Annotated in this window: 12 protein-coding genes and 1 pseudogene; 10 read left to right on the forward strand and 3 right to left on the reverse strand. The window is 73.9% G+C overall.

What is annotated here, in order from left to right:
- Window positions 1-11: 11 nt before the first annotated feature.
- The 6 genes from ACE7GA_RS13875 to ACE7GA_RS13900 all read left to right on the forward strand — a co-directional run bounded on the left by ACE7GA_RS13875 (window position 12) and on the right by ACE7GA_RS13900 (window position 4,268).
- Complete coding sequence (locus tag ACE7GA_RS13875) at window positions 12-1,061, forward strand: FecCD family ABC transporter permease (RefSeq protein ID WP_376087360.1); 1,050 nt, start codon at window positions 12-14, stop codon at window positions 1,059-1,061.
- The gene (locus tag ACE7GA_RS13880; protein WP_376087362.1) at window positions 1,058-1,828 is read left to right on the forward strand and encodes an ABC transporter ATP-binding protein; all 771 of its coding nucleotides are present in this window, start codon (window positions 1,058-1,060) and stop codon (window positions 1,826-1,828) included. Before ACE7GA_RS13875 ends, ACE7GA_RS13880 begins: the two co-directional genes overlap by 4 nt.
- Before the next feature lie 80 nt (window positions 1,829-1,908).
- Complete coding sequence (locus ACE7GA_RS13885; RefSeq protein WP_376087364.1) at window positions 1,909-2,154, forward strand: type II toxin-antitoxin system Phd/YefM family antitoxin; 246 nt, start codon at window positions 1,909-1,911, stop codon at window positions 2,152-2,154.
- A complete protein-coding gene (locus tag ACE7GA_RS13890) occupies window positions 2,151-2,540 on the forward strand; it encodes a type II toxin-antitoxin system VapC family toxin (RefSeq protein ID WP_376087366.1) in 390 nt (129 codons plus the stop codon). The genes ACE7GA_RS13885 and ACE7GA_RS13890 overlap by 4 nt, the downstream gene beginning before the upstream one ends.
- Window positions 2,537-3,298, forward strand: a complete 762-nt coding sequence (locus ACE7GA_RS13895; protein WP_376087368.1) for a class I SAM-dependent methyltransferase — start codon at window positions 2,537-2,539, stop codon at window positions 3,296-3,298. The genes ACE7GA_RS13890 and ACE7GA_RS13895 overlap by 4 nt, the downstream gene beginning before the upstream one ends.
- A gap of 46 nt (window positions 3,299-3,344) precedes the next feature.
- Window positions 3,345-4,268: a serine hydrolase domain-containing protein gene (locus ACE7GA_RS13900; RefSeq protein ID WP_376087370.1), complete on the forward strand. Its 924-nt coding sequence runs from the start codon at window positions 3,345-3,347 to the stop codon at window positions 4,266-4,268.
- Here ACE7GA_RS13900 and ACE7GA_RS13905 read toward each other — a convergent pair.
- A complete protein-coding gene (locus tag ACE7GA_RS13905) occupies window positions 4,265-5,044 on the reverse strand; it encodes a competence/damage-inducible protein A (RefSeq protein ID WP_376087372.1) in 780 nt (259 codons plus the stop codon). The genes ACE7GA_RS13900 and ACE7GA_RS13905 overlap by 4 nt on opposite strands.
- A 407-nt stretch (window positions 5,045-5,451) precedes the next feature.
- Here ACE7GA_RS13905 and ACE7GA_RS13910 point away from each other — a divergent pair, with 407 nt between their 5' ends.
- From ACE7GA_RS13910 to ACE7GA_RS13920, 3 genes are all read left to right on the forward strand, one after another.
- Complete coding sequence (locus ACE7GA_RS13910; RefSeq protein ID WP_376087374.1) at window positions 5,452-6,786, forward strand: metallophosphoesterase; 1,335 nt, start codon at window positions 5,452-5,454, stop codon at window positions 6,784-6,786.
- Between the two features lie 95 nt (window positions 6,787-6,881).
- A complete protein-coding gene (locus ACE7GA_RS13915) occupies window positions 6,882-8,579 on the forward strand; it encodes an EAL domain-containing protein (RefSeq protein WP_376087376.1) in 1,698 nt (565 codons plus the stop codon).
- Window positions 8,555-8,998, forward strand: a complete 444-nt coding sequence (locus ACE7GA_RS13920) for a BLUF domain-containing protein (protein WP_376087378.1) — start codon at window positions 8,555-8,557, stop codon at window positions 8,996-8,998. The genes ACE7GA_RS13915 and ACE7GA_RS13920 overlap by 25 nt, the downstream gene beginning before the upstream one ends.
- Before the next feature lie 151 nt (window positions 8,999-9,149).
- On the opposite strand, the pseudogene ACE7GA_RS13925 reads toward ACE7GA_RS13920, so the two are convergent.
- Both ACE7GA_RS13925 and ACE7GA_RS13930 read right to left on the reverse strand, forming a co-directional pair.
- Window positions 9,150-10,153 (reverse strand): annotated as a pseudogene (locus ACE7GA_RS13925) (bifunctional GNAT family N-acetyltransferase/(deoxy)nucleoside triphosphate pyrophosphohydrolase).
- A 34-nt stretch (window positions 10,154-10,187) separates the two neighbouring features.
- Window positions 10,188-13,394 carry an Rne/Rng family ribonuclease gene (locus ACE7GA_RS13930; RefSeq protein ID WP_376087380.1) on the reverse strand — a complete coding sequence of 1,069 codons (3,207 nt, stop codon included), beginning with the start codon at window positions 13,392-13,394 and terminating at the stop codon, window positions 10,188-10,190.
- A 663-nt stretch (window positions 13,395-14,057) separates the two neighbouring features.
- Between ACE7GA_RS13930 and ACE7GA_RS13935 the strand changes: the two genes are divergently transcribed.
- The gene (locus ACE7GA_RS13935) at window positions 14,058-14,858 is read left to right on the forward strand and encodes an N-acetylmuramoyl-L-alanine amidase (protein WP_376087382.1); all 801 of its coding nucleotides are present in this window, start codon (window positions 14,058-14,060) and stop codon (window positions 14,856-14,858) included.
- Window positions 14,859-14,974: the final 116 nt, after the last annotated feature.

Below are 14,974 nucleotides of genomic sequence, written 5' to 3' on the forward strand. Positions count from 1 at the left end.
CTGAGATGTCGATGTCCCTCACCGCGCCCGTCCTCGCCTACCGGGCACGCCTCCGCACGCGGGGCCTGCTGATCGCCGGCATCGCCGTGCTGGCCGTCGCCTGCTTCCTGCTCGACCTCGCGACCGGCCCGGGCAACCTGCCGCTCTCCGACATCCTGGCCGCCGTCTTCTCGCCAGACGCGCAGACGCCGCGCCTACGCGTCATCGTCTGGGACATCCGCCTGCCCGTCGCGACCATGGCCCTCGTCATCGGCGCCATGCTCGGCCTGGCCGGCGCGCAGATGCAGACCATCCTCGCGAACCCACTGGCCGATCCCTTCACCCTCGGCCTCTCCTCCGCGGCCTCCGTCGGCGCGGCGGTCGCGATCGTCATGGGCTGGGCGCTGCTGCCGGGCCTTGCGGGCAACGCCGCCATCACCGCCAACGCCTTCGTCTTCGCCCTCTTCGCCGCCGGCCTCGTCTACCTCCTGACCCTCCTGCGCGGCGTGACGTCGGAGACGATGATCCTCTTCGGCATCGCCCTCCTCTTCGCCTTCAACGCCCTCCTCGGCCTGCTCCAGTACCGCGCGTCGGAGGTCCAGCTGCAGCAGATCATCTTCTGGATGATGGGCTCGCTCGGCCGCTCCAACTGGACGCGCATCGCGATCGCCGCCGGGGTGCTGGCCGTCGCCGCCCCGCTCCTCTGGCGCCGCCGCTGGGCGCTCACCGCCATCCGCATGGGCGAGGAACGCGCCCGCTCCCTCGGCGTGGACGTGCGCCGCATCCGCCTCGAAGTCCTCGCCCTCGTCTCTCTGCTGGCCGCCACCGCCGTCTCCTTCGTCGGCGTCATCGGCTTCATCGGCCTCGTCGGCCCCCACATCGCGCGCCTTCTGGTCGGCGAGGACCAACGCTTCTTCGTCCCCCTCTCCGCCCTCTCCGGCGCCCTGATCTGCTCCGCGACGTCGGTGGTCGCGAAGACGCTGGTGCCCGGCACGATCTTCCCGCTCGGCATCATCACCGCCCTCGTCGGCGTGCCCTTCTTCCTCTCCCTCGTCCTCTCCCGCCGGGGCCGCGCCGCATGAGCCTGCTGATCCAGGACCTGACCGCCGGCTACGCCCGCCGCCGCGTCATCGAGGGCTTCAGCCCCGCCCCCTTCCACCCCGGCACCGTCACCGCCCTGATCGGCCCCAACGCCGCGGGCAAGTCCACCTTCCTCCGCGCCATCGCCGGCCTGATGCCCGCGAAGGGCACCGTGCGCCTGGACGACACCGACCTCACGCGCCTGCGCCATGCGGACCGCGTGCGCCGCATCCGCTACGTCCCCCAGGCCTACGCGACCACCGCGTCCCTCTCGGTCTTCGACGCCGTCCTCGTTGCGCTGAAGCAGGCCCCTGGAATCGACATACGCGGCACGGGGGACGACACCCGCACCGTCGCCGCCATCCTCCACCGCCTCGGCATCGCCGACCTCGCCGAGCGCGGCGTCGCTGCCCTCTCCGGCGGCCAGCAGCAGATGGTCGCGCTGGCACAGGGCCTAGTCACGCCGGCGCCCGTCCTCCTCCTCGACGAACCCACCAGCGCCCTCGACCTGCAACGCCAGCTCCAGGTCCTCGCCCTCCTGAACCAGGTCGCCGCGGAACGCGACGCCATCGTTATCCTCGCCCTCCACGACCTCGCCCTCGCGGGCCGCCACACCGACCGCGTGCTGCTGCTGGAACCCGGCCGCATCGCCGCCGACGGCACCCCGGAGGATGTCCTCTCCTCCCCCGCCTGCGAACGCGCCTACGGCGTCCACCTCGCCGTCGAGCGCAACTCCCGTGGTTCCATCACCGTCGAGGCGCACCTGTAGCGACCTCGGCTTTACGATGATGACCTTGACCAATATTGCTCAAGTGACGATATCGCCGTCGTCAGGCGGAGGATGCGGCCATGCCCGAAACCCTGAACCTCTACGAAGCGCGCACCCAACTATCGGCCCTGGTGGATCGCGCCGCGGCGGGGGAGGAGATCGTCATCGCCAAGGGCGGCCGACCGCTCGCCCGGCTCGTTCCGCTGGCGCGCCGCGACCGCCCGCGGGAGCTCGGCTTCCTCAAGGGCCGGGTGTCGGTCGGACCGGACTTCGATGCCCCCTTGCCCGAGGACATGCAGCGCGCCTTCGACGGCGAGGAGCCTTGAGGCTCCTCCTCGACACGCATGTCCTGATTTGGGCCGTTACCGAACCGGATCGCCTGCCGCCGCGGGTCGCGAAAGCCGTCGCCGCGCCCCGCAACGCGGTTTACGTGAGCGCCGCCTCCGCCTGGGAGATTGCGATCAAGCGGGCCGCGGGACGGCTGATCTTCCCGATCGACGAGATCGACGAGATCCTGGACCGGGCTGCCATGGAACCGCTGCCGGTAAGCATTGCGCACGGCGTCGCCGCCGGCGCCTTGCCTCGCCACCACGGCGACCCCTTCGACCGTCTACTCGTCGCCCAGGCACAGATCGAAGACCTCGTACTGGTCAGCACGGACGAGACGATGGGCCGCTACGACGTGCGACTGTTCGATCGAGAACCGCGATGAGCCTCGCCAACTACACCCTGAAGGACGAGATCGCGGCCTACTGGACCGAACGATCCGCCACCTTCGACGAGGACGTCGCGCACCGCATCCCCGACGGCCCCGTCGCCGAGGCCTGGAAGGCCCTCATCCGCGCCGGCCTCGGCGACCTGCACGGCCAGCGCGTCCTCGACCTGGGCTGCGGCACCGGCGAGATCACCCGCATGCTCCGCGCCCTCGGCGCCGAGGTCACGGGCCTCGACCTCTCCGAGGCCATGCTCGCCCGCGCCCGCGCGAAGAACGGCGGCCCGCACCATCGCGCCTTCCTCGGCGACGCCGAATCCCTCCCCGACCGAGACGCCACCTACGACGCGGTGGTCACCCGCCACCTCGTCTGGACCCTCCCCGACGCCCCCGCCGCCTTCGCGGAATGGCACCGCGTCCTCCGCCCCGGCGGCCGCCTGCTGATCGTGGACGGCGACTTCGTGTCCTACACCGCGATCGGCCGCCTCAAGCGCGCCATCGCCGCCCGCCTCGCCCCCGCGCCGTCCCGCCCAGGCGCCGACACCGCCGCGCGCATCCAATCCCAGGTCCATTACAGCGCCGGCCTGCGTCCCGACGCCCTCCGCGCCGACCTCGCCCGCGCCGGCTTCGCCGGCTTCCGCGACCACCCGGTCGGCGCCCTCTACCGCATCATGCTGCGCGACGCGTCGCTCGCGACCCGCCTGCGCCTTTCCGCGCCCGTCCGCTTCGCGATCTCCGCCGCGCGTCCCACGGACTGACCACGTACGGGTGGCGCCATGCGCCACGCGATGCCATCGTCACCGCATGCCAGACGACGCACCGGCCCCGGCCATCACCCGCATCGCCGAGGCGATCGGCACGGAAGCGCTGCTCGTCCTCCGCCACGGCCGCACCGTCGCGCAATACGGCGACCCGACCTGGCGCGCGAACCTCCGCTCCATTCGCAAGTCCATCCTGACCGCCCTGATCGGCATCGCCGTCGAGCGCGGGCAGATGACCCTCTCCGCCACCCTCGAACAGCTCGGCATCGACGACCGTGAGGGCCTCTCCCCCGTCGAGCGCTCCGTGACCGTCTACGACCTCCTCACCGCCCGCTCCGGCATCATGCACCCCGCGGGCTACGAGAGCGCGTGGATGAAGACCCTCAAGCCCCCGCGCCACGCCCACGCGCCGGGCACGCACTGGACCTACAACAACTGGGACTTCAACGCCCTCGGGACGATCTACGAGCGCGCCACCGGCCGCACGATCCCGCAAGCCTTCGCCGAGGACCTCGCGACGCCCCTCGGGATGCAGGACTTCCGCCCGGAGGACGCGACCCACGTCCACGCGCCGGAGAGCGAGCACCCCGCCTACCCCATCACCCTGTCCACCCGCGACCTCGCCCGCTTCGGCCAACTCTGGCTCGGCGAGGGCGCGTGGAACGGCCGCCAGATCGTCCCCGCGCACTGGGTCCGCTGCTCCGTCCAGCCGATCTCCGACGCGGGCCAGGATGGCGCCTACGGGTACATGTGGTGGGTCTGCCGGGACGGCGTGCACCTGCCCGGAATCATCCTCCCGCGCGACGCCTACTCCGCCCGCGGCTGGGGCGGCCACGTCCTGCTGGTGATCCCGAGCCTCGACCTCATCCTCGTCCACCGCGCCCAGACCGAGGTCGAGCCCTTCCGCACCGTGGACAAGTTCGCGGTGGGACGCCTCGTCGCCGCCGTCCTCGACTCGCTCGCCTAACCTGCCGCGGCCGGCGGCGGCTCGCCCTGCACCGGCTCCTTCCCGAACTCCCGGATCATCGCCGTGATCTCCGCCGCCGCGGCGTCCAGCGCCGCCTCGTCCGTCCCCTTCGCGACCAGCGCCACCCCGTTCCCGCCGTTCCGGTAGTAGGGGTAGGACCCGACATCCAACTCCGGATGCTTGGCCTGGATCGCCTCCAGCGCCGCGGCGATGTTCCCCTCCAGCAGCCCGTCCGCATGCACCGCGCGCTGCAGCACGGGCCGCCCACCCTCGAGCGTGGGGATGATCTCCTCCAGCATGCTCCGCATGATCCGCGGCACGCCGGCCATGACGAAGACGTTCTCCATCCGGAAGCCCGGCGCGCTCGTCTCCTTGCACACCACCGGCGCCGCGCCGCGCGGCAGCGTCGCCATCCGCAGCCGCGCCGCGTTCATCGAAACGGGCGGGTCGCGGCGCGCGTAGTCCGCCTCCATCAACCGCCGGCTCTCCTCGTGCACTTCCCACGGCACGCCGAAGGCGCGCGCGATGCATTCGCTCGTGATGTCGTCATGCGTCGGACCGATCCCGCCCGTCGTGAAGACGTAGGTGAAGCGCGCCCGCACGTCGTTGACCGTGGCCACGATCGTCTCCGGCACGTCCGGGATCACCCGGGCCTCCCGCAGTGGGATGCCCACCTTCCCCAGCTCCGTCGCCAGGTGCTGCAGGTTCGCGTCGCGCGTCCGCCCCGACAGCACCTCGTTGCCGATGATGAGCAGGCAGGCGGTGGGATCGGTCATGCGGCGTCTCCGGAAGGGCGGCCGGTGTAGCAGCGCCGGCAACGGCGTGGGAGGCGGCCTGCGCCGGGCGTCGTCGGTCGGTGTGGTGCCAGAGGCCCCTGGGAGGGCTTTCCCCTCCCAGACCCTCCCACCAGGGAGCGAACGCGCTTCCTGGACCCGCGATCCGTTTGAATGTCCCCGTTGGGAGGTCCCCACTTCGGAGGCCTCCCAACGGGGACGTTAAACAGTCCGCGGGGGTCCGGGGCCCCGTTGGGTCCCCGGCGGAGGGGTCCGGGCAGGCAGGGCCTCCCCGGAGTCGCCAGAACCAGCCCGGCCGACGAGCGACCCCCGACCTGCCCACCGCCCTTGCGGCGCCGCACCCCGTGCGCGCAGCCTTCCCCCGCGCCCCGTCCCGGATCACCCTGCCCATGCTCATGACCCGCCGCGCCGCCCTCGCGGGCGTCCTCACGCTCCCCCTGGCCCGCGCCCGCGCCGACCAGCCGCCGGCGGGCGACGCCCTGCTGATCCTGATGTCCGACCAGCACTCGGCCATGGAGGGCGCAGCCGGCGTCCTCGCGATCGTGGACGCCGCCCTCGCCGCCCGCCGCGGCACGCCGGCCGTGGCCATCATCAACGGCGACCTCTTCGAGAAGGGCAATGCCGTCGCCAGCCGCGGCAAGGGCGAGGCCGACTGGGCCTTCGTCGCCGCACTCCGCCGCCGCCTCCCCGTCATCTGCAACCTCGGCAACCATGAGCCGGACTTCGAGGAGATGGCCCTCGTCGTCGCGAAACTCCGCGCCCTCGACGTCCAGGTCGTCACCAACATCGCCGACGCCCGCACCGGCGAGCCGCTCGCGCCGGACCACGTGGACATCCCCCTCGGCCCCCGCCGCATGCGCCTGGTCGCCATGGCGACCGACGAACGCAACACCTACCCCGCCCCCATCCGCCCGATGATCCGCGTGCCCGACGCCGTCCCCTGGGCCCGCGAGAACCTGCCCCGCCTCCTCGACCGCGGCGCCGACCTGAACTTCGTCCTCTCCCACGCCGGCATCGCGGCCGACCGGCAGGCCCTGCCGCTCCTCCCCGACGGCACGCTGATGATGGGCGGCCACGACCACCTGATGCTGGAACACCGGATCGGTGCCACGCGCTACGTCCACACCGGCTCCTGGAACCGTGCCGTCGCCTTCGCCGGCGTCACCTTCGGCGGCACGCCCGGAATCGCCTTCACCACGACCGCCGTCGGCGCCGAATCCGACCCGGCCCACGCCGCGACGGTCCGCGACTTCCTTGCGGCCAACATGACCGCCGAGGACCGGGAAGTCCTCTTCACCCTCCCCGCCGCGATGCCGCTCGGCGACGCCGCCCGCCGGGCCTGCGCCATCGTCGCCCGCAACGCCGGCAAGGGCGTCGGCCTGATCGCGCACACCACCTTCGGCACCGGCCTGCCCGCCGGCCCCGTGAACCGCCTGGCCTACGACGCCTATTTCCGCTTTGACGGCGACGCGATGACGAGCGACGCCGACGCGGTCGCCGTCCGCGCCATCCTGGACCGCGCGAACCAGGACGACCTGCCCCTGGACCGCCGCTCCGGCGACTTCCTCTACGCCGCGCCGGGGATCGAGGGCGCCGGCGGCATGGCAGCGGCCGACTGGGCGGTGAAGAACGCCGGCCGCTATCTCGGCCGCGGCGACCTGGCCTTCACGACGCCGCCCGGCCCCAAGCTCAAGGCCCAGGTCCTCGCCGCCTTCCGCGGCTGATCACGCCGCCGCCGGACGCGCCGATGCCGTGCGGCGCCTTCACGGTCCGTTAGTCCGGCGGGCGGACACTCCGCCCGCACCTCACGGGACCCCTCATGCCCGCCGCGCCCGACCGACCCGGCTTCGGCCCGGACATCCTCGACGACCTCACGACCGGCATCATGACGCTGGACGAAGCGGGGACCGTCCTCGGCCTGAACGGCGCGGCGGAGCGCCTGCTCGGCCCCGCGCCGCTCCTCGGCCGCCGGATCGCGGAAGCCGTCCCCCCGCTCGCCGCCATCCCTCTCGCCGCCGTCCCGATGCCAGCCATCCCTCTCGCCGCCGTCCCGCTCGCAGCCGTCCCGGACGGGCTCCGCCACGGCCGCACCACCGCGCCGGATGACCGGTTGCTCACCATCGGAGAGCGCGCCGTGCTCGCCCGCCTGCGCCCTTGCCGGGATCGCGGCTGGCTCCTCGAACTCGCCGACCTCGGCGCCAACCCGCCCCGGCTCGGCCTCGACCCCCTCACGCGCCTCCCCACCCGCGACACGCTTCTCCGCCGGCTGGAGGACGTGGCCGCGGACGCACGCGGCCCCGGCTGCACGAAGGCCGCCCTCCTCTGCCTCGACCTCGACCGCTTCAAGCTCGTCAACGACACGCTCGGCCATCCGATGGGCGACGCGCTGCTGCGCACGGTCGCCGAGCGCCTGCGCTGCGCGCTGCGCGACGCCGACCTCCCCGCGCGCCTCGGCGGCGACGAATTCGCCGTCGTGCAGATGTCGGACGACCCGCCGCGTGCCGCCGCCGCCCTCGCCGCGCGCCTCGTGGACCTGCTGGGACGCGCCTATCTCATCGAAGGCCACATGCTGAACATCGGCGCCAGCGTCGGCGTCGCGCTCATCCCCGCCGACGGCACCGATCCCGCCGAAATCCTCCGCCACGCCGACCTCGCCCTCTACGACGCGAAGTCCGCGGGCCGCGGCACCCATCGCTTCTACGAACCGGGCATGAGCGCCCGCATGCAGGCCCGCCGCACGCTCGAGACCGATCTGCGCCGCGCCCTCGCGCTGAAGCAGTTCGCCCTCGAATACCAGCCGCTGCTCGACGCCCGCACCGGCGCCGTCTCCGGCTTCGAGGCGCTGCTTCGCTGGCGCCACCCCGAGCGCGGCCTCGTCTCCCCCGCCGAGTTCGTACCGCTGACCGAGGAGCTCGGCCTCATCGTCCCGATCGGCGCCTGGGTCCTGCGCGCCGCCTGTCGGGAAGCCGCGGCCTGGCCCGAACCCGTCGGCATCTCGGTCAACCTCTCGCCGGTGCAGTTCCGCGATCCCGGCCTGCTCCGCACCGTCACCGGCGCCCTCTCCGCCGCCGGCCTCGACCCCGCCCGCCTCACGCTGGAGATCACGGAAGGCGCGCTGATCGAGAACCCGGACGAGACCTTCCGCGCCCTCGGCCTCCGCATCGCGATGGATGATTTCGGCACGGGCTACTCGTCGCTCACGCAGTTGCAGCGCTTCCCATTCGACAAGGTGAAGATCGACCGCTCCTTCGTCGCGGAGATGACGACCGACCGCGACTGCGCCGCGATCGTCCGCGCCGTCGCCGGCCTCGGCGCCTCCCTCGGCGTCCACACCAGCGCCGAAGGCGTCGAGACCACGGAACAATGGGACCAGCTGCGCGAGGACGGCTGCGGCGAGGTGCAGGGCTTCCTCATCTCCCGCCCCCTCTCGTCCGAAGCCGCGCGCGCCTTCCTCGCTACCCGCCCGAACCGCGCCCAGACCGGAGAGTCCGCGTGCCCCGTTCCCTCCACCGCCTGATCTACAGCAGCCGCAACCGCATCGAAGGCCCCGTCGAGGGCCACGAGGCCGCCGTCCGCCAGATCCTCGCCGTCAGCCGCCGCAACAACCTCCGCGACGGCGTCACGGGCGCGCTGATGTTCAACGCCGGCTGCTTCGCCCAGGTCCTGGAAGGCCCGCGCGAGACGGTCGAGGCGACCTTCGAGCGAATCCAGTCCGACCCGCGCCACGGCGACGTGCTGCTGCTCTCCTTCGCCCGCGTCGAGACCCGCGCCTTCCCCGACTGGAGCATGGCCTTCGTCGGTGCCGGCGAGGCGGGGGCCCGCCTCTTCGCCGGCGTCGCGACCGAGAGCGGCTTCGATCCCGCCCGCCTCAGCGGCGAGGACCTGTTCGACCTCTTGCACGAACGCCTGCTCGAGGAAGAATACGCGGAAGCCTGATCCGGCCGGCGTTGTTCTGGTGACTCCGGGAGGCTCTGCCTCCCGGACACCCCGGACCCCGCGTCCTGTTCAACGTCCCCGCTCGAGGAAGCCCGAAGGAGGCCTCCTGAAGCGGGCCACCTTCGCCACACCAGCCGCCCCACCCCCGGCCTCAGAGAAAATCCCGCAGCAGCGCCACCAGCGGCCGGTCCGCCGGCGGCATCGCATAGTCCCCCAGCCGCGCCGGCCGCACCCAGGCCAGCGCCTGCCCCTCCAGCGCCGTCACCGTCCCGCCCCAGCGCCGGCAGAGGTAGAGCGGCATCAGCAAGTGCCGCCCCTCCAACGGATGCGACGCGAAGGCAAACGGCGCGAGGCAGGCGGCGGACACGTCGATGTCCAGCTCCTCCTTCAACTCTCGGATCAGCGCGGCCTCTGGCGTCTCCCCCGGGTTCAGCTTCCCGCCCGGAAACTCCCAGAGCCCCGCCATGGGCTTCCCCTCCGGCCGCCGGGCCAGCAGCACGCGCCCGTCCGTATCCACCAGCGCGCAGGCCGCGACGAGCAGCAACCCGACCCCGGACGCCTCGGCCACCGGCGCCGCGGGGGCAGGGGAGGGGGCCGCCTCCGCGACAGCCTCCGCCCCGGACAGCGCCTCCCGCCCTGCCCGGAACAGCCGCACGGGCAGCCGCGCCTTCCGCGCCGTGTTGTCCGCCTCCCCGACCCCGTCCTGCACGAACCCGATCCGCGCCAGCACGGCCGCCGAAGCCGGGTTCTCCTCCAGCGCCGAGGCCCGGATCACGTCAAGGTCCAGGTTCGCGAGCGCCCAGCGCGCCATCCGCCGCGCCGCCCGGGTCGCGATCCTCGCCCCCAGTGCCGCCGCCCGACCCAGTAGCCGAGTTCCCCCGACCGGTCCGCCTCCACGCTCAGCCCGATCCCGCCGACCAGCATCCCGTCGCGCTCGATCGCCAGGTGATACGCCGTGCCCGCCGCGATCCGCGCCCGGCTGCTCTCGATCCACTCGTCGGCCAGCTCGCGCGGATAGGGGAAGGGCACCTGGCGCAGCATGCGCGCCACCTGCCAGTCGTTCAGCAGCCGGTGCAGCGCCGCCGCGTCCTCCGCGCACAGGGCGCGGAGGACCAGCCCCTCCGCCTCCAGCGGCGCGAAGAGCTCCTCGGTCACGCGCGAAGCACCGCGCCCCCCGGCGCGGCGCCGCTCAGCGCCGCCACCACCCCCGCTTCGGGGCCGCGGGCGGCGGCGCGTCGGCGCCGAGCACCACCGGCTGGACCGGCGGCGCCGCCACGGGCTCCGCGCGGACCTCCTCCGCCGGCGCGGGCGCCGGGGCAGGGGTCTCCGCCGCCACCGGCTCCGGGGCCACGGCCGCCACCTCCAGGGTCGCGGCAGGCGCCGCCGGAGCAGCCTGCGCCGGCTCGACCGCTCCGGCAGTCACGTCCGGGACCGCCTCGCCCGCGGCCGCAGGCACGGCGACCGCTTCCGCCATCGTGTCCCGCACGACCGCCGGCGTGACCGGCACCGGCACGGCGGGCCGCACAGGCGGCGTCCGCGGCCGGGCCGCAGCCTCCTCCACCGCCTCCATCGCCTCCATCAGGTGGTCGTAGGTCCCCGCGAAGGGATCGGCCGGCGTCGGCCCGACGTAGCGCGGCGGCGGGGCCGGGCGGATCGGCACCTGCCGAGGCGCGGCGTCCGCGACGTTCACCGGCGCCTCCGCGGGCTCCTCGCCCTCCGGGCGGCGACGTCCGCCGCGGCGTCCCCGCCGGCGACCGCCCCGCTCCCCGCGCTCCTCGCCGGAAGCCTCCGGCTCACCCTCGGCAACCGCCTCGGCCGACGCGTCCTCGCCCGCCGGGTCCCCGACTTCCTCGCTCTCGGCCGCGGCGACACCCTCGGCCTCGTCATCCTCGCCTTCGGCGCCCACCTCGGCTCCGTTCTCGGCACCCGCCTCCGGGCCACCCGGCATGATCTCGCGCCGCCCGCGCCGCCGGCGACGCCGGCGCCCACGCCGCTCGCCGCCTTCGCCCGTCGCCGCGCCCTCGGCCCGCGCCTCCTCCGGCGCGCCCGCGGCCGCCGCGGGCCGCACCTCCTCCGGCGCGGCCTCCTCGACCTCGTCCTCGACCTCCTCCGGCACGCGCTCCGCCTCCGGCGCGTAGTCCATCCGCAGCGCCGGCGCCGAACTCCGCTCCGGCAGCGGCGCGTGCACCTGGGCGCGCGTCCGCTCGATCCGGTGCCCCGTCCCGTGCAGCGACGGATCGCCCTGGAACAGCACGCACATCGAGTGCCGCTCCTCGATCGCCATCAGCCTCTCGCGCTTGCGGTTGAGAATGTGCATCGCGAGCTCGGGGTGGAGGTGCACGCAGACCTCCGCCGCGCGCCGCTTCGCCCCCTCCTCGTCGATCGCGCGCAGGATCGCCAGCGCCGCGCTCTCCGCGGACCGCACGATCCCCAGCCCCTGGCAGTGCTGGCACGTCACGAAGGAATGCTCGGTCAGCGACGGCCGCAGCCGCTGCCGCGACATCTCCAGCAGCCCGAAATGGGAGATGCGCCCGACCTGGATCCGCGCGCGGTCCAGCCGCAGCGCGTCCTTCATCCGCTTTTCGACCATCGCGTCGTTGCGCGACGATTCCATGTCGATGAAGTCGATGACGATGAGGCCCGCGAGATCCCGCAGCCGCAGCTGCCGCGCGATCTCGTCGGCGGCCTCCAGGTTGGTGCGCAGCGCCGTGTCCTCGATGTGCCGGTCCCGCGTCGCGCGCCCCGAGTTCACGTCGATGGAGACCAGCGCCTCCGTCTGGTTGATGACGATGTAGCCGCCCGACTTCAGCTGCACGACCGGCGACATCATCGCGTCGAGCTGCGCCTCGACGCCCGCGCGGGCGAAGAGCGGCGTCGCGGAATCGCGATACAGCCTGACCTTCTTCTCCTGCTGCGGCATCAGCGCGCGCATGAACTCGCGCGCCTCCTGGAAGGCGTCGTCGCCCTCGATCGTGATTTCCTCGATGTCCCGCGCAAAGTTGTCGCGGATCGATCGCTTGAGGAGGTCCGCCTCCTCATACACGAGCGCCGGCGCGGTGGACGCGAGCGTCCGCTCCCGGATGTTGTCCCACAGCCGCAGCAGGTATTCGCAGTCCCGCCGGATCTCCGGCTTCGGCCGCTGCGCCCCGGCCGTGCGGACGATGATCCCCATTCCCCGCGGCAGCCCCAGTTCGTCGATGACCTCCCGCAGCCGCTTGCGGTCGCCCGCCGAGGAAATCTTGCGCGACACCCCGCCGCCCTTCGGCGAATTGGGCATCAGCACCGAGAACCGCCCGGCGAGGGAGATGTAGGTCGTCAGCGCCGCGCCCTTGTTGCCGCGCTCCTCCTTCACGACCTGCACGAGCATGATCTGGCGGCGCCGGATCACCTCCTGGATCTTGTAGTTGCGTAGCCAGCGGGATGGGACGCGACGCGGCCGGTCGTCCTCGTGCTCCTCGCTCTCGCCGCTCGGCCCGCCGATCGTCTCCGGCGGCGGCGCCTTCTCGACGACGGTCACGCCGCCGTCGTCCCCCGAATCGCCCTCCGACTCGTCGCCGGCCTCCTCGTCCGCCGAGACCCGGTCAACCGCCATCGCCATCGCCTTGGCGCTGCCGCCCCGCCCGGAAGGCGCGTCGGAAGGCGCGTCGGAAGGCGGCGCGATCGCCGCCCCGCTCTCATCCCCCGTCTCGCCGGCCGGAGCGGGGTCGGACGGCATGCCGGGCGCCGAGCCCTCCTGGCGATCCTCCGCCGGCGCCGCGTCGGGCGTCAGCGGTGCGCCGCTCTCGTCGCCCGTCTCCGATCCGACGCCGGACGCGCCTTCGGAATGGCCCGTGGCGTCCGCCTCGCTCTCGGCGAAGGCCCGGTCGGTTTCCCCGATGGCGGCCCCACGCGCCGCCGCGTCCGGGGCTGCCGCGCCAGCCTCGGCGTGCCCGCCCGGCGCAGCGGCGTCTACCCCGCCGCCCCGCTCCGAACGGTGGCCCGCCCCGTCGGACCGCCCACGACTCCCCGACCGGCCGCGCCCGCCGGAGTTCAGGTCCTTGTCGTCGTGCGGCGCCAGGCGCTCGGCGGCCGTCTCGATCTCGTCCTCCGGCCCCTCGTCCTCCTCCGCCTCGCGGGCCTGCATCTCCAGCAGGCGCTGCCGGTCGGCGACGGGGATCTGGTAGTAGTCCGGGTGGATCTCGCCGAAGGCGAGGAAGCCGTGCCGCCCACCCCCGTATTCCACGAAGGCCGCCTGCAGGCTCGGCTCAACGCGGACGACCTTGGCGAGATAGATGTTGCCCTTCAGCGGGCGGCGATTGGCGGTCTCGATATCAAATTCTTCGATCCGAGACCCATCGAGCACCACCACCCGCGTCTCTTCGGGTTGGGAAGCGTCGATCAGCATGCGCTTGGTCATGGGGCGCAGGACTCCGGGCCGCGCGGCGCCAGGGGGGTAACCCCGGGCGGGCGGCGAATGCGGGTGGGGGAGGCGGCGCGACGGGTCGGGGCACGGCATGTCGCATCGTGCTGCTCCCTCCCTTCGTCCGCTGTGGGCCCCGAAAGCTGGTTTCGGTCGGCCCGTATGGTTCGGCGCGCCGCGCGCGGGCCCCGCGGCGATCATCCCATGTGGGCGTATCGCGCGGGCCGGCGACGGGCGCGGGCGGTACACGGACCCCCCATGTCTCCAAAAGGGGAATCGATGGCCCTGCCGCGCCGCGGGGCGCGCGCCGGATCGGGGGCGTCCCGGCCGGTCCCCCGGCGGAAGCGGTACCGCCACCCGCGTCAGGCGGGCGCGGCCCAGTCCGGGGCGGCGCGGGGGTCTGCCGCGGCACCCCTCCGGGCTCACCGCAATCCCCCTCCGGCGGCGTGCCGCCGGGGCGATGCAACATAGGCGCCCCGCACCGGGCCCCGCAAGCACCGCCGCTGCGTCGCCCCGCCATCATTCCGCCGATTCGTGTCCCGGTTCCCGCCTCCGTCCATGCTATGGTTGCGGCGTCCGGGCCGGTCGGGGGCCGCCCGGGCATCCGCGCCCGCTCGGTCCGCCGGGCGCCGCACGGCCTGTATCAGGGGGAGTCATATCATGGGCGCACCGCTCCCGCGTCGCGTCGCACTCGGCATCCTGGCCTTCGGGGGTCTGGCCGCGCCCGCCTACGCCCAGACCAGCTCCCGCCGCCCCGGCGCCCGCGCCCCGGACACCCGCCCGACCGTCGTCCTCGACCCCGGCCATGGCGGCCGCGACCCCGGCGCCATCGGCGTCCGCGGCACGCATGAGAAGCGGATCGTCCTCGCCACTGCCCTCGACCTGAAGCGCCGGCTGGAGGCCACGGGCACCTGCCGCGTCGGCCTGACCCGCTCCCGCGACGTCTTCATTCCGCTCTCCGAGCGGGTCGCCATCGCCCGCCGGCAGAACGCCGCCCTCTTCGTCTCCCTCCACGCCGATTCCGCCCCCGGCGCCCGCGGCGCCAGCGTCTACACGCTGTCGGAAACCGCCTCCGACTCCCTCTCCGCCGCGCTCGCCCGGCGCGAGAACGCCGCCGACGCCGCCGGCGGCCTCCGCCTGCCCCCCGTCCCGCCGGAGGTCCAGCGCATCCTCATCTCGATGGTCCGGCAAGAGACACGGCAGGGCGCCACGCGCCTCGCCAACCTCACCGTCGGCGCCCTCCGTCCCCGCGTGCCTCTCCTCCCCAATACCCACCGCCACGCCGCCTTCGCCGTCCTGAAGGCCCCGGACGTCCCGAGCGTCCTCGTCGAGATGGGCTTCCTCTCCTCGCCCGAGGACGAGGCCGCGCTGCTGCGCGCCGAGCACCGCGCGACCCTCGCGACCGCACTCGCCGCCGCCGTCGGCGACTACGTCGCCCGCCCCGGGGTCGGGATCGGGTAGGCCCGGCCGGCGCGCCCCTGCCCGGAAGGGTGATGCCCGCCCGCCGCGGATGACCGACACCCCGCGCCCCGCGTCCGGGTCGGCGCGCCCGGCCCCGAAGGGCCCCGCCACCCGTG

This window comes from Roseomonas sp. CCTCC AB2023176, assembly GCF_042259275.1.
Taxonomy (GTDB): domain Bacteria; phylum Pseudomonadota; class Alphaproteobacteria; order Acetobacterales; family Acetobacteraceae; genus Roseomonas.

Bases quoted from the DNA above. Each gene is read 5' to 3' on its own strand.
- ACE7GA_RS13875 (WP_376087360.1), top strand. From the start codon at position 12: ATGTCCCTCACCGCGCCCGTCCTCGCCTACCGGGCACGCCTCCGCACG.
- ACE7GA_RS13880 (WP_376087362.1), top strand. From the start codon at position 1,058: ATGAGCCTGCTGATCCAGGACCTGACCGCCGGCTACGCCCGCCGCCGC.
- ACE7GA_RS13885 (WP_376087364.1), top strand. From the start codon at position 1,909: ATGCCCGAAACCCTGAACCTCTACGAAGCGCGCACCCAACTATCGGCC.
- ACE7GA_RS13895 (WP_376087368.1), top strand. From the start codon at position 2,537: ATGAGCCTCGCCAACTACACCCTGAAGGACGAGATCGCGGCCTACTGG.
- ACE7GA_RS13900 (WP_376087370.1), top strand. From the start codon at position 3,345: ATGCCAGACGACGCACCGGCCCCGGCCATCACCCGCATCGCCGAGGCG.
- ACE7GA_RS13905 (WP_376087372.1), bottom strand. From the start codon at position 5,044: ATGACCGATCCCACCGCCTGCCTGCTCATCATCGGCAACGAGGTGCTG.
- ACE7GA_RS13910 (WP_376087374.1), top strand. From the start codon at position 5,452: ATGCTCATGACCCGCCGCGCCGCCCTCGCGGGCGTCCTCACGCTCCCC.
- ACE7GA_RS13915 (WP_376087376.1), top strand. From the start codon at position 6,882: ATGCCCGCCGCGCCCGACCGACCCGGCTTCGGCCCGGACATCCTCGAC.
- ACE7GA_RS13930 (WP_376087380.1), bottom strand. From the start codon at position 13,394: ATGACCAAGCGCATGCTGATCGACGCTTCCCAACCCGAAGAGACGCGG.
- ACE7GA_RS13935 (WP_376087382.1), top strand. From the start codon at position 14,058: ATGGGCGCACCGCTCCCGCGTCGCGTCGCACTCGGCATCCTGGCCTTC.